The sequence below is a fragment of the Vibrio sp. 10N.261.54.A5 genome, from assembly GCF_041471145.1.
In the GTDB taxonomy this organism is placed as follows: domain Bacteria; phylum Pseudomonadota; class Gammaproteobacteria; order Enterobacterales; family Vibrionaceae; genus Vibrio; species Vibrio crassostreae_C.
Genome location: NZ_JBFRNU010000061.1, coordinates 26,755 through 40,626, shown reverse-complemented (window position 1 = coordinate 40,626; position 13,872 = coordinate 26,755). Strand labels below are relative to the sequence as shown.

The following is a 13,872-nucleotide window of genomic DNA, read 5'->3' as shown; positions in this document are numbered from 1 at the left end:
CGTATTTTAGGACGAGACATTCACTTGCTGTCATTTGCTTACTGTTATTGGAAAGTAAGCGAGCAACAAGATTGTTTACTGCTCTTGTTCGCGCGCAATCGCACGGTAACCAATATCATTGCGGTGGAACATACCATTCCAGCTAACTTGCTTCGTCAACGCGTAAGCGCGCTCTTGAGCCTCAGAAACCGTATTGCCCAGTGCTGTTGCACAAAGTACACGACCGCCGTTTGTCACAACGTCGCCAGCTTCATTATTTGTCGTACCCGCGTGGAAAACCTTTTGGCCTTCAACTTCGCTTGTTGGTAGTGAAATAACGTCACCTTTTGCGTAGTCAGCAGGGTAACCGCCAGCCGCAAGAACAACACCGATAGAAGCGCGTGGATCCCACTTCGATTCTGCTTCGTCGAGCTTCTCGTCGATAGCCATTAGGCAAAGTTCAACAAGGTCTGACTCCATACGCATCATGATAGGTTGCGTTTCAGGGTCGCCAAAGCGGCAGTTGTATTCGATAACTTTAGGTGTGCCGTCAGCATCGATCATTAGGCCAGCGTAAAGGAAACCTGTGTAAGGTGCGCCTTCTGCGTCCATACCACGTACCGTTGGGTAGATAACTTCCTCAAGGATACGGTTGTGGATTTCTGGAGTTACAACCGGCGCAGGAGAGTAAGCACCCATGCCGCCCGTGTTTGGCCCAGTGTCTTTGTCGCCAACACGTTTGTGATCTTGGCTGGTGGCCATAGGAAGCACGCTAGAGCCGTCAACCATTACGATGAAGCTTGCTTCTTCGCCTTCGAGGAACTCTTCGATAACAACGCGGCTGCCTGCTTCGCCAAAGGCGTTGCCCGCTAGCATGTCTTTGATTGCGTCTTCTGCTTCTTCAAGGGTCATCGCAACGATAACGCCTTTACCTGCCGCAAGACCGTCAGCTTTCACTACGATAGGAGCGCCTTGCTCGCGAACGTAAGCGATAGCTGGCTCAATCTCAGTGAAGTTTGAGTAGTAACCTGTTGGGATATCATGACGAGCTAGGAAGTCTTTAGTGAATGCTTTAGAGCCTTCAAGCTGTGCTGCAGCTTGAGTAGGGCCGAAGATTGGCAAACCTACTTCGCGGAATGCATCAACCACACCGATAACCAATGGTGCTTCAGGGCCCACGATAGTCAGCTCGATTTTTTTATCTTGAGCAAACGCGACTAAACCAGCGATGTCTTCAACGCCGATGTTTACGTTCTCTAGTTTTGGCTCAAGTGCAGTACCTGCGTTACCTGGAGCGATGAATACTGTTTCAACGTTTGGGTTTTGTGCTGCTTTCCAACCTAGTGCATGCTCACGACCGCCAGCACCAATAATTAATACATTCATTTTATTTTACCTTTGATAGCTTCATCAGATTACCTATTTCGGCGTCAAACATGCTCACTTATAGTCATAAGCTCCGCGTGTTTTCCTTGAACTAGGCAATCTGATTTTGCTCTAAAAATTAAAATTTCTATTAACGTTGATGAGTAAAACGCCAACATTAATGAACGGTTAAACGAATAAAAAAGGCTCTAGGAAAACCTAGAGCCTATTCTGATTAGTGGCGGAAGTGACGCATGCCCGTAAAGATCATCGCCATGCCGTGTTCGTCTGCTGCTGCGATAACTTCGTCATCACGCATAGAGCCGCCCGGTTGGATAACACACTTGATGCCAGCCTCTGCAGCCGCGTCGATACCGTCACGGAATGGGAAGAATGCATCTGATGCCATCACACAGCCTTCAACCTGTAGACCTTCGTCTGCAGCTTTGATGCCTGCGATTTTCGCAGAGTAAACGCGGCTCATTTGGCCAGCGCCAACACCAATTGTCATGTCGCCTTTCGAGTAAACGATAGCGTTAGATTTAACGTATTTCGCTACTTTCCAGCAGAATAGAGCATCTTTCAATTCTTCAGCTGTAGGTTGGCGCTTAGAAACCACTTTAAGGTCATCTTCAGACACCATGCCTTGGTCGCGGTCTTGAACTAGCAAACCACCGTTAACGCGTTTAACGTCAAAGCCAGTTGTCTTCGTTGTCCACTCACCACACTCAAGTAGGCGAAGGTTTTTCTTAGCCGCTACGATTGCTACTGCTTCAGCAGAAACTGATGGTGCAATGATAACTTCAACGAATTGACGCTCAGTGATAGCCGTTGCTGTTGCAGCGTCTAGCTCACGGTTGAAAGCGATGATGCCGCCAAATGCAGACGTTGGGTCTGTTTTGAATGCACGGTCGTAAGCTTCTAGGATGTCTTCACCTAGTGCAACACCACATGGGTTAGCGTGCTTAACGATCACACATGCTGGCTGGTCGAACTCTTTCACACACTCAAGTGCTGCGTCGGTGTCAGCGATGTTGTTGTAAGAAAGGGCTTTACCTTGAATCTGGCGAGCTGTAGAAACTGATGCTTCTTCAGGGTTTGCTTCAACGTAGAATGCGGCTGCCTGGTGGCTGTTCTCACCGTAGCGCATGTCTTGCTTTTTCTCGAACTGTTGGTTGAACGTGCGGGGGAATTTGCTCTTGTTTTCAGGAGAAGGTTCGTCACCTTCTTTGTTCTCACCGTAAGATGGAACCATAGTGCCGAAGTAGTTTGCGATCATGCCGTCGTAAGAAGCGGTGTGCTCGAATGCTGCGATAGCGAGGTCGAAGCGAGTCTCTAGTGTTAGAGATTTATCGTTCGTGTCCATTTCAGCGACAACGCGCTCGTAGTCGTGTGCGTTAACAACGATCGTTACGTCTTTGTGGTTTTTCGCTGCAGAGCGAACCATTGTAGGGCCGCCGATGTCGATGTTCTCAACAGCATCAGCAAGGGTACAACCTTCTTTAGCAACGGTTTCTGCGAATGGGTATAGGTTTACAACAACCATATCGATAGGGTTGATACCGTGAGTTTCCATCACGTCATCATCTTGGCCACGACGGCCTAGAACACCACCATGAACTTTTGGGTGCAGAGTCTTAACACGGCCATCCATCATTTCTGGGAAACCAGTGTAGTCAGATACTTCTGTAACAGAGATGCCTTTTTCAGCAAGCAGGCGAGCAGTGCCACCGGTAGATAGGATATCTACACCACGGTTAGCAAGAGCTTGTGCAAATTCAACGATACCAGTTTTGTCTGATACGCTGATTAGAGCGCGGCGAATTGGACGAGCGTTATTCATGCTTCCATCTTCCTCAAATTCATGGGGTTAAAATAAAGATATTTGCCAAAAAAGAACTTGTTTCTATCTTCTTAGCGTGGATTATCTTAGATACCAGTAAGAGATAAAATATTGGCCAGTTTTGGTAAAGACCTTTTGGGTTAGTCTTATGATTAAGCTATAAGATAACCAACTCCAAATTTGATGGCGCAGATTCTAACTAATTTATTACAAAAAAGCTCGCGCAATCGTTTGGCATCTCAAAATTAATTATGAAAAGTGCCATTTCAGCCTGAAAAGTAACGATAAGGTTAATTGTGGAATGGACGAAACAGTAGGAAAAAACATGTTTCAGATCGGTGAATTAGCGAAGCGATGCGGTGTGACAGCCGATACCTTGCGATTTTATGAGAAGAATAACCTGATCGCGCCAGCCAGTCGCAGTGACTCGGGTTATCGCCTATATGATGAAAATAACCAGAAACAGGTGACGTTTATTCTCAAATCTAAAGCGTTGGGGCTGAGTTTGGACGAGATTAAAGAATTGCTTGAGATTCGCCTCGAGGCCACACAGCACAGTTGCGCTGAAGTGAAGTCGATTACCTCAGCAAAGCTAGAGATGATTGATGAGAAGATTACCGAGTTAACTAAGATTCGCACCGCACTTAAAAAGATTAATGATGCGTGTTGTGGTCACGTAGACGATGATGCAAGCCATTGTTCGATTCTAGCAGCCTTGGACTCAGCAAACGTCGACAAAGGTCGCTGCTGTCGCACTGGAGAGTAATCAGCGACTATCACGGATCGACAAGCCAAAAAAAAGCCAAACTCAACAATGAGCTTGGCTTTCAATTCAATAAATTACGAAAGAACGATTAGTTCATGCCGTATTTTTTAAGTTTCTTGCGAAGAGTACCGCGGTTAATACCCATCATGGTTGCTGCGCGAGTTTGGTTACCGCGAGTGTACTGCATGATAGTGTCTAGTAGTGGCTGTTCAACTTCAGCTAATACTAATTCGTATAACTCGCTGACTTCTTGACCGTTTAATTGAGCAAGGTAATTTTTCAATGATGCTTTAACTGAGTCACGTAGTGGCTTCTGCGTGATTTGGTCTTGTGATGTAACTGTAGTTACTGTCAATGCTTCTGAAGTCAGATTTTGTTCGAACATATTCGGTCTAGCTCTTCTCGTAATTATGGTGCAACGTTATCAAAAAAACCTTCTAGCGCTTCAAGCTGCAGATCACCTGCTTCGAATGCGTTGAAGGTACGGCGAAACTCACTCGCTTGTTCATGTTCTTTTAGATACCAACCCACATGCTTACGAGCGATGCGAGGGCCTAAAAACTCTCCATAAAATTCATGTAGAGCGTGCACATGACCAAGCATGATGTCTTTCACTTCCGAAATCGGGAGTGGGTCCATCGTGGTGCCGTTTTCCAAATAGTGTAGGATTTCGTTAAAAATCCAAGGACGTCCTTGGGCAGGTCGACCTATCATTAAAGCATCAGCGCCGGTGTACTCCAGCACAAACTTCGCTTTTTCCGGACTATCGATATCACCGTTAGCGATAACCGGAATAGATACTGCTTGTTTCGCTGCTTTAATGTGTTTGTATTCTGCCTCACCTTTGTACATACAAGCGCGAGTTCTTCCATGGAGCGCAAGAGCTTGTATGCCGCAGTCTTCGGCTATTTTCGCGATTTGGACACAGTTTCTATTGTCTGTATCCCAGCCTGTGCGCGTTTTCAACGTTACTGGAACGTCGACAGCATTTACCACCGCTTTCAGAATGTCTTCAATGAGTTCTGGATGCTGCAGTAAGGCTGAGCCCGCAAGCTTCTTATTCACTTTTTTGGCTGGACAACCCATGTTGATATCGATGATTTGCGCACCGTTATCGACATTAAATTGAGCAGCCTCGGCCATAAGCTGTGGATCTGCACCAGCGATTTGTACTGAACGAATGCCCGATTCGCCTTCATGTACCATACGCTGCTGAGACTTTGACGTTTTCCAAACTTTCGGATTGGAGGACATCATTTCACTGACTGCCATCCCCGCACCGTAGCGAAGACACAACTCACGGAATGGTCTATCCGTTACGCCAGCCATAGGAGCGACGATTAGATTGTTCTTAAGTTGATAATTTCCGATTTTCAAAAATGTCATCACAGTTCTGTACCAGCAAGGGCGCGCATTTTACGCATTTTTTCGCTGCGTGAAAAGACTAATATTTGAGCATTTACAATTTGTTTTTGTAATTTGTTTAAATTTCAGTCAATTAGCGCCCAAAGTCTTGTCTAGCCTTGCTTGCGACCTGAGATTCGACACCATTCTTGTTGTTCGATGATCGGATCAATGTGAAGCTCATCACGATAATAAGTGGCAACATCTTCTGCTTGTGTATCTAAAACACCCGACATCGCAAGTACACCATTTGGCTTAACTAGGCCCTTGATGATGCCAGAAAGGTCGCGTAATGGACCCGCAAGAATGTTGGCAACAACAACGTCTGCTAGCAAACCTTCCGGTTGATCTTGTGGCAAGAACACCTCTAGTTGCTCAGCAACGCCATTGCGTTGTGCGTTGTCTTTTGATGCAAGCAGAGCTTGAGGATCAATGTCGATCCCGATAACTTTTGCTGCGCCTAGTTTGATCGCAGCGATCGCTAGGATGCCTGAGCCACAACCGAAGTCGATCACGGTTTTGCCTGCAAGGTCTAAGCCTTCAAGCCACTCAAGACACAATGCCGTTGTCGGGTGAGTACCTGTACCAAATGCAAGGCCAGGGTCTAGCATTACGTTAACAGCGTCAGGTTCAGGGATATCGCGCCAGCTAGGGCATATCCATAAACGCTCACCAAACTTCATTGGGTGGAAGTTGTCCATCCATTCACGCTCCCAATCCTTGTCTTCAATTTGCTCTACTTTATGAGCAAAGTCTGCAGGGAACATGTTGCTTGCTTTAATCTGCGCTAGAACGACACCAGTATCAGTCTCAGCGTCGTAAAGCGCGAGAATGTCAGTATCACCCCAAAGGCGAGTTTCGCCTGGCAGAGGCTCAAATACAGGGGTATCTTGTGCATCCAGGAAAGTTACAGAAAGAGCACCAGTCTCTTCCATTAACATGTCGCCGATTTGTTCGGCATTTTCATTGGTAGCATTAAGCTTGATTTGAATCCAAGGCATGGCTGCATCTTCTATATGAGAAAAATTGGATGGCGAGTCTAGCAGAAAATATGAGCAAATTCACCAAAACCCCACGGAATATAATGGGGATTAAAGATTGATTTTTTCGGCGGTTCAAAAACAAAAATGCTCACCGCAGTGAGCATTTTGACTGTTCTTAAACGAACGGATTATGACAAACCAAGTTTCTTCTCAAGGTAGTGGATGTTTGCACCACCGTGTTGGAAGTTTTCGTCGTTCATAATAGACAGTTGAAGCTCAGTATTAACGTTAATACCTTCAACAATCATTTCACCCAATGCGTTCTTCATACGAGCGATAGCAACATCACGGTTCTCACCGTAAGTGATCAGCTTACCAATCATTGAATCGTAGTGTGGTGGCACTGTGTAACCCGTGTAGATGTGAGATTCCCAACGTACGCCCATGCCGCCTGGTGCGTGGAAACGTTCAATCTTACCTGGTGAAGGTAGGAAACGAACTGGATCTTCAGCATTGATACGACATTCGATTGAGTGGCCACGCAGCTTAATGTCATCCTGAGTGAATGATAGAGGCTGACCAGCTGCAATACGTAGCTGTTCTTTCACTAGGTCGATACCCGTTACCATTTCAGTAATCGTGTGTTCAACCTGGATACGAGTGTTCATTTCGATGAAGTAGAACTCACCGTTCTCGTATAGGAATTCAAATGTACCTGCACCGCGGTAACCGATCTCAATACATGCACGAGTACAACGTTCGCCGATGTACTTACGCATCTCTTCAGTGATACCTGGAGCTGGCGCTTCTTCCACAACTTTCTGGTGACGACGCTGCATTGAACAGTCACGCTCACCTAGGTGGATAGCATTACCTTGGCCATCTGCAAGCACTTGTACTTCAATGTGACGTGGGTTTTCTAGGAATTTCTCCATGTAAACCATGTCGTTGTTGAAGCATGCTTTTGCTTCAGCACGAGTCATCGCGATAGCTTCTGTTAGTTCTGCTTCAGAACGAACAACACGCATACCACGACCGCCGCCGCCGCCAGATGCCTTGATGATAACTGGGAAGCCAATGCGCTTAGCGTGCGCTTTGTTTTTTGCTTCGTCGTCGTCAAGAGGGCCGTCAGAACCTGGTACACAAGGTACGCCAGCTTTTTTCATTGACGTGATAGCTGACACTTTGTCACCCATCATGCGAATGGTTTCAGCTTTAGGACCAACAAAGATAAAGCCACTGCGCTCTACCTGTTCTGCAAAATCTGCATTTTCAGATAGGAATCCGTAGCCAGGGTGAACAGCCACTGCACCTGTCACTTCAGCTGCGCTGATGATACGAGGGATGTTTAGGTAGCTATCGATACCACGAGCTGGACCGATACAAATGGTTTCGTCTGCAAGCAGTACGTGCTTAAGATCACGGTCAGCAGTTGAGTGAACCGCTACCGTTTTAATGCCAAGCTCTTTACATGCACGCAGAATACGTAGTGCAATCTCACCACGGTTCGCGATTACTAATTTATCTAACATAATGAGTGCTCTCTATTATTCGATAATTACTAGAGCTTGGTCGAATTCTACTGGTTGACCGTCTTCAACTAGGATAGCTGTTACAACACCAGATTTATCAGCTTCGATTTGGTTCATCATTTTCATTGCTTCAACGATACATAGCGTTTCGCCAGCCGTTACAGATTGACCAACTTTAACGAATGGTTTTGCGTCTGGGCTTGGAGCGCCGTAGAAAGTACCAACCATTGGAGAAAGAACTTGGTGACCCGCTGGAACTGCAGGAGCCGCTGCTTCTGCTGCTACAGGTGCCGCCGCAGGAGCTGCTGCCGCTACAGGTGCTGGAGCAGCTGCATATTGAACAGGTGCTACAGGTGCAGTGCTGTTACGACTGATTCGTACTGACTCTTCACCTTCAGAGATTTCTAGCTCAGAAATACCAGACTCTTCAACCAATTCGATTAGCTTTTTGATTTTGCGAATATCCATTGTTTCTTTCTCTTTATCTGTTAATTGAACTTACTCTATGACTGAGTAGGTTAGTAATAGTTCGTTGTTTATGTTTACTTTGAGTTGAGCTTGCTGAGCGCAGCGGTCAAAGCAAATTGATAACCTTGGGCACCTAAGCCACAAATCACACCTTCTGCTTTATCAGATAGGTAAGAGTGGTGACGGAATGGTTCACGCGCGTGAACATTCGATAGATGAACCTCAATAAATGGTATGGCAACGCCAAGTAGTGCATCACGCAGTGCCACACTGGTATGTGTAAAGGCTGCTGGGTTGATAATAATAAAATCAACATTTTGATAAGCACTATGGATAGCTTCAATCAGTTCGTACTCACGATTTGACTGTAAGTGAGATAGCTCAACATCGTGTGCTTTCGCTTGCTCGGTCAGTGAGCTAATAATCTGGTCAAGTGTTTGAGAACCGTAGTGTGCGGGCTCTCTAAGGCCTAACAGGTTAAGGTTTGGGCCATTTAAAACTAGAATGCGAAACTTTGTAGACATCGTGGGGCTATCTTCCTTTATCGTGTTTACGAACGTGAATGTTGCCATTTTATTGAAAATTTGCGGTTAATTTCCAGTGAGAAAAACCCAAATTTAAAAATTAGAACCAGATTATAGCTAATTCAGCGCAAATCGCAGCAATTTACTGGTCTAATCTCCTATTGATACAGCTTGGAATTGTTACCAACTTAACAAAAAAGCGTCTTAGCCTTAATTTGGGGCGGGATATTTGAGATCAAGATCAGCCATAAAAAAAACCGCCACATAGGTGACGGTTTAGAAAGTGCTGTTTTAAACAGTGATTAGCTGCTGTGACTGGTTGCTTATGCCAGTTCTGCTTTCTCGGCAATCAGCTTATCAACCACACTTGGGTCGGCCAGTGTCGAGGTATCACCTAGGTTACCTGTATCGCCAGTCGCGATTTTACGCAGGATACGACGCATGATTTTACCCGAACGAGTTTTTGGTAGAGAGTCGGTCCAGTGCAGTACATCTGGCGTTGCAATTGGGCCAATCTCTTTACGTACCCAGTCTTTTACTTCTTTATGAAGCTCTGCGGTTGGGAACTCACCATCATTCAGCGTGATGTAAGCGTAAATCGCTTGGCCTTTAATATCATGAGGGATGCCCACAATCGCGGCTTCTGCAATCTTATCGAACGCGACTAGAGCCGATTCAATCTCAGCAGTACCCATACGGTGACCTGATACGTTAAGTACATCATCGACACGCCCCGTAATCCAGTAGTAACCGTCTTCATCACGACGAGCGCCGTCACTGGTGAAGTACATGCCTTTAAAGGTCGAGAAGTAAGTCTGTTCGAAGCGGTCATGATCGCCATGAACGGTACGCATTTGGCCTGGCCAAGAGTCAAGAATCACTAGGTTGCCGTCTGTTGCACCCTCAATGATGTTACCCATGTTATCAACCAGTGCCGGTTGCACACCGAAGAATGGACGAGTTGCAGAGCCCGGTTTCAGGTCTGTTGCGCCTGGTAGCGGTGCAATCAAGATACCGCCCGTTTCTGTTTGCCACCATGTATCAACAATTGGAGATTGCTCATTACCGATTGTTTTGTAGTACCACTCCCACGCCTCTGGGTTGATAGGTTCACCCACTGAGCCCATGATTCTTAGGCTGTCACGAGAAGTACCTTCAACGGCTTCATTGCCTTTCGCCATCAATGCACGAATAGCCGTTGGCGCCGTATAAAGAATATTAACTTGGTGCTTATCGACCACTTCGCTCATGCGGCTGGTGTTCGGGTAATTTGGCACGCCTTCAAACAGAATCGTTTTTGCGCCATTAGCAAGCGGTCCGTAAACAAGATATGTGTGACCGGTAATCCAACCCACATCGGCTGTACACCAGAAAGTCTCGCCTTCTTGGTAATCGAATACGTATTTGAAGGTCATCGCAGCATAAACAAGGTAGCCACCTGTGGTGTGCATAACGCCTTTAGGTTTACCTGTTGAGCCTGACGTATAAAGGATGAATAGTGGATCTTCTGCGTTCATCTCTTCTGGTGGGCAATCTGCAGATACATTAGCAATAGCATCGTGCCACCACACATCGCGATGTTCGTGCCATGCCACATCACCGCCAGTGCGTTTGAATACAACAACCTTCTCGATGTTTTTCACTTCAGGGTTCGTCAGTGCTTCATCGACATTCTTTTTCAGTGGAACAGCACGGCCGCCACGCACGCCTTCATCGGCAGTGATAACGACTTTAGAATTTGAATCGATAATACGACCAGACAGTGCTTCTGGTGAGAAACCACCAAATACGACTGTGTGAACCGCACCGATACGGGTACACGCCAGCATGGCTACTGCCGCTTCTGGCACCATTGGCATGTATAAACAAACCACATCACCTTTGCGCACGCCTTGCTCTTTTAGAGCATTCGAAAACAGGCACACTTCTTTATGCAGTTCATTAAAAGTTAGAGTTTTATCATCTGCCGGGTCATCGCCTTCCCAGATGATAGCGACTTCATCACCGCGCTCAGCAAGGTGGCGGTCGATACAGTTAGCCGAAACGTTAAGCGTGCCATCTTCAAACCAGCGAATATCAATGTGGCCAGGATCGAAAGAGGTGTTTTTTACTTGTGTGAAAGGTTTGATCCAATCAACGATTTTTCCGTGTTCACCCCAAAAGCCTTCAGGGTCAGAAACAGATTGCTGGTACATGGCTAGGTAAGTGTCATTATCCGCGTGTGTGGTTGATTTAATATTTTCTTTTACCGGATAAACGTGGGCTTCACTCATTGCATCTCTCCTTGTGCCTACATTCCTAATGAACTGGCAACTTCCTTTGTGTTCAGTTTCTAGGTCTATTACAGAACCGTCTTTGTGTTATCACTCTCGGCTAGGACGGCGATTTCCACAATTAGACTTTAGGATGAGACGCTGCTTTTCACTTACAAAATAGCGAGTTAAGTTCAATTTTGAGATGTTGCTCTCTATGTGAAGCGCCAGTGGTTGAATTAAGAATAAGAAGAGTTGAAACGGGGAAGGTCACCATGTTTCAGGCGCACAAAGATCAGCGCAGCGGAGATAGCGTCTTGTAATGCATCATGTTTATTGACCGGGATAGGTAAATCGAGTTGGCGACAGATGGCGTCCATACTGAGATCAAAATAGGCATTGGGCAGCTGTCTTTCGAGTTTGTCTTGATAGAGTTGGCTCACTTCGACTAATCGGTTAGGCAGTGGAAATCCAAGCTGTTTTAAACAGGCGCGGTCGAGAATTTTTTTATCATAGCGGATGTGATAGCCGACTAAAGGACGATTTCCAATGAAGTTCAGTAGCTCGATTAAAGCCTGTTTTTCTTCGATGCCGTGCTTTAGATCTTGATGACGGATACGGTGGATTTTTATTGAATTGCAATCGAGCGATTGGGGGGCGCGCAACCGGACTTCAAAAGGTTGGCTGGTAATGATTCGGTTACCGATGATCTTGGTCGCGGCAATGGTAACTAATTCTGCCTGATTGGGATCTAGGCTGGTGGTTTCACAATCGAGCGATACATATTCATGATCAATAGGCGCGGTAAACAGAGGCTGATAGAGGGAGCCTTTGAGCTTGTGATGCCAGTAATAGCGAACCAACCTATTCATCGTTCAATGCCTAATCCCGTATCTGATAGTGGTAGCCGAGCCATTGCTTGAATTTCTTCACCACGTGCAGGCTATGACGAAGCAGATCCCTGTCTGCTCGTTCCATCAGTTTGACGTTAATCTTGTTGCTGCTGTGCTGCTGAGAAAGCCTTTGGGCTAAGCGCCACTTAAAGAATTGCTTGAGTGCTTCACTGAGATTATCGGCAGTACTTTGCTCTAATACTTTCTTGCTGACCAGCTGCTCAATGCGTTCGAAGGTGTTGTTGACCGTGACACCATGTTCTAGGCAAAGCGCTCTCACACCATGCACGATAGGGAAAATACCGCCTTGTTTGATATCGAGTCCGGACTTAGATTGCTTCACATTACCAAACAGGGTCAGGGGAACTGAGAAGTTCAGCGCCGGGCGGCAGAACTCCGTCAGAATCAATTCTTGTCCGAGCATTAAATCACTGAGGTGCTGCTTTACAGGTTTTAATAACTCTCTATTCCCCGCTACTGCGTGTGCATCTGCCATGATCGCGATATCCATCACGGTGTCTGGCGTGGCTTTTTTTACCCAATGGGTGAGGGTTTGTTTCCACTCTTGTTCTGAATGCACCCATTTCGGATTGTTGACCATTACGTTGCCCGGGCACAGTGGGTAACCCAATTGTTGAAGGGTATGGGTGAGGTCGTTCATGGCACTTTGGCATTGATGCCATTCCAAACCATCTTGAATAATCAGAGCGTTGTCTTGATCGGTTTTGAGAATTTGCTCTCCACGCCCCTCAGAACCCAACACGATTAGGCAGCAATGATTATGCAGTGCAGGTGGGATCACCAACTCAAAAGCCTTCTCTATGATCTGTTCGTTGACCGCAGAAATCAGCTCCATGATAAAGCGTGTGCGAATCCCATTACTGAGCAAGCTCTCGACCAGTTGACGTTGTTTGTTGGATGCCATTGCCAATTCTTCAACGCTGGTGGCGCGCGCAATACGCAAAGTAAGAACGTGGGAGTGTGTGGAGAATGCACTGAGAATCTGTGTCATATCCACCATGCCGACCGCATTTTTACCATCACAAACCATCAACCTTTTTACTCGATTTCTGGTCATGGTAATCATGGCGTTAAATAAGAAATCGCCTTGGTTCACGTGCATCACCGGAAACGTTGCGATCTCACCGACAGGCGCATCCAGTGTGAAATTATCGAGCATCACAGCATGCAATAAATTGGTTCGAGTGACGATTCCATACGACAAGGAACACGATGATCCAAAAGCTTTTGGAACATTATGTTCCAAATGGACTAGGGCCGAGTCTAACCCTTGTTCTTTAAGGGTTTGAGTGACTTGGTTGATCGGTTGGTTTGGTTCAAGTATCAGTGGTGGGTGATAGATAGAGTCATCCACTTTGGTTAATATAAACTCGGCAAGATTCTGTTGCTGCTGGGCGGCTTCTATCAAAGCTTTTCGTGTTGATAGGTTGCTATCAAAGTAGGCAGCGAATTGGCCATTGGCGTGGTAAAGCTCAAGAAAAATATCGGTGGGCAGCAGATAACTTAATGTATCTTCGAGTGCGATATATTGGTGTTTGGTGTGGGGTTCAAACTGGCTGCGGACATCAAAAATATCGTCATTGGCATAGTGTGCGTAAATCTCACCATCACTGCTCGCGCGCTCTTCAACAGCTCCTTTGATCAAAATATGCAGGTGTCGGCTCGGCCTTTCAGCTTCCAGTATCACTTCTTGAGAGCGGTAATACACCACGTCTAATGAAGAGCGAAGCTTCAACTGTTCGGCGTCGGACAGGCTATCGAAGGGCGGGTGCTGCATATTAAATTTGTCAGGCATAAGCATCACAAGAAGAAATGGGAGTCTTTAATCAGTCTGACAAAATA

Annotated in this window: 12 protein-coding genes; 1 reads left to right on the top strand and 11 read right to left on the bottom strand. The window is 46.2% G+C overall.

Going from position 1 to position 13,872, the window contains the following annotated elements:
- Nucleotides 1-75: 75 nt before the first annotated feature.
- Both purD and purH read right to left on the bottom strand, forming a co-directional pair.
- Nucleotides 76-1,365: a phosphoribosylamine--glycine ligase gene (purD, locus tag AB4329_RS18875; RefSeq protein WP_017062702.1), complete on the bottom strand. Its 1,290-nt coding sequence runs from the start codon at nt 1,363-1,365 to the stop codon at nt 76-78.
- Between the two features lie 214 nt (nt 1,366-1,579).
- On the bottom strand, nt 1,580-3,187 hold the full coding sequence (gene purH, locus AB4329_RS18870; protein WP_017062703.1) for a bifunctional phosphoribosylaminoimidazolecarboxamide formyltransferase/IMP cyclohydrolase: 1,608 nt from the start codon (nt 3,185-3,187) through the stop codon (nt 1,580-1,582).
- A gap of 325 nt (nt 3,188-3,512) precedes the next feature.
- Between purH and zntR the strand changes: the two genes are divergently transcribed.
- A complete protein-coding gene (zntR, locus tag AB4329_RS18865) occupies nt 3,513-3,953 on the top strand; it encodes a Zn(2+)-responsive transcriptional regulator (protein ID WP_017062704.1) in 441 nt (146 codons plus the stop codon).
- Between the two features lie 88 nt (nt 3,954-4,041).
- Here zntR and fis read toward each other — a convergent pair whose 3' ends face one another.
- From fis to AB4329_RS18820, 9 genes are all read right to left on the bottom strand, one after another.
- The gene (fis, locus tag AB4329_RS18860) at nt 4,042-4,338 is read right to left on the bottom strand and encodes a DNA-binding transcriptional regulator Fis (RefSeq protein WP_004729744.1); all 297 of its coding nucleotides are present in this window, start codon (nt 4,336-4,338) and stop codon (nt 4,042-4,044) included.
- 23 nt (nt 4,339-4,361) lie between these two features.
- Nucleotides 4,362-5,330, bottom strand: a complete 969-nt coding sequence (dusB, locus tag AB4329_RS18855; RefSeq protein ID WP_032546269.1) for a tRNA dihydrouridine synthase DusB — start codon at nt 5,328-5,330, stop codon at nt 4,362-4,364.
- Nucleotides 5,331-5,470: 140 nt separating this feature from the next.
- Entirely contained in the window at nt 5,471-6,358 is an 888-nt protein-coding gene (prmA, locus tag AB4329_RS18850) for a 50S ribosomal protein L11 methyltransferase (RefSeq protein ID WP_017055901.1), read from the bottom strand.
- A gap of 170 nt (nt 6,359-6,528) precedes the next feature.
- Nucleotides 6,529-7,872 carry an acetyl-CoA carboxylase biotin carboxylase subunit gene (gene accC / locus AB4329_RS18845; RefSeq protein WP_017062706.1) on the bottom strand — a complete coding sequence of 448 codons (1,344 nt, stop codon included), beginning with the start codon at nt 7,870-7,872 and terminating at the stop codon, nt 6,529-6,531.
- A 15-nt stretch (nt 7,873-7,887) separates the two neighbouring features.
- Nucleotides 7,888-8,340, bottom strand: coding sequence for an acetyl-CoA carboxylase biotin carboxyl carrier protein (accB, locus tag AB4329_RS18840; RefSeq protein ID WP_017062707.1), 453 nt, complete (start codon nt 8,338-8,340; stop codon nt 7,888-7,890).
- Nucleotides 8,341-8,414: 74 nt separating this feature from the next.
- On the bottom strand, nt 8,415-8,864 hold the full coding sequence (aroQ, locus tag AB4329_RS18835; RefSeq protein ID WP_010435475.1) for a type II 3-dehydroquinate dehydratase: 450 nt from the start codon (nt 8,862-8,864) through the stop codon (nt 8,415-8,417).
- Between the two features lie 323 nt (nt 8,865-9,187).
- On the bottom strand, nt 9,188-11,137 hold the full coding sequence (acs, locus tag AB4329_RS18830; RefSeq protein WP_009844693.1) for an acetate--CoA ligase: 1,950 nt from the start codon (nt 11,135-11,137) through the stop codon (nt 9,188-9,190).
- A 218-nt stretch (nt 11,138-11,355) separates the two neighbouring features.
- Nucleotides 11,356-11,988: a 3'-5' exonuclease gene (locus AB4329_RS18825; protein WP_017062708.1), complete on the bottom strand. Its 633-nt coding sequence runs from the start codon at nt 11,986-11,988 to the stop codon at nt 11,356-11,358.
- Between the two features lie 10 nt (nt 11,989-11,998).
- Nucleotides 11,999-13,831: a DUF294 nucleotidyltransferase-like domain-containing protein gene (locus tag AB4329_RS18820; protein ID WP_372139005.1), complete on the bottom strand. Its 1,833-nt coding sequence runs from the start codon at nt 13,829-13,831 to the stop codon at nt 11,999-12,001.
- Nucleotides 13,832-13,872: the final 41 nt, after the last annotated feature.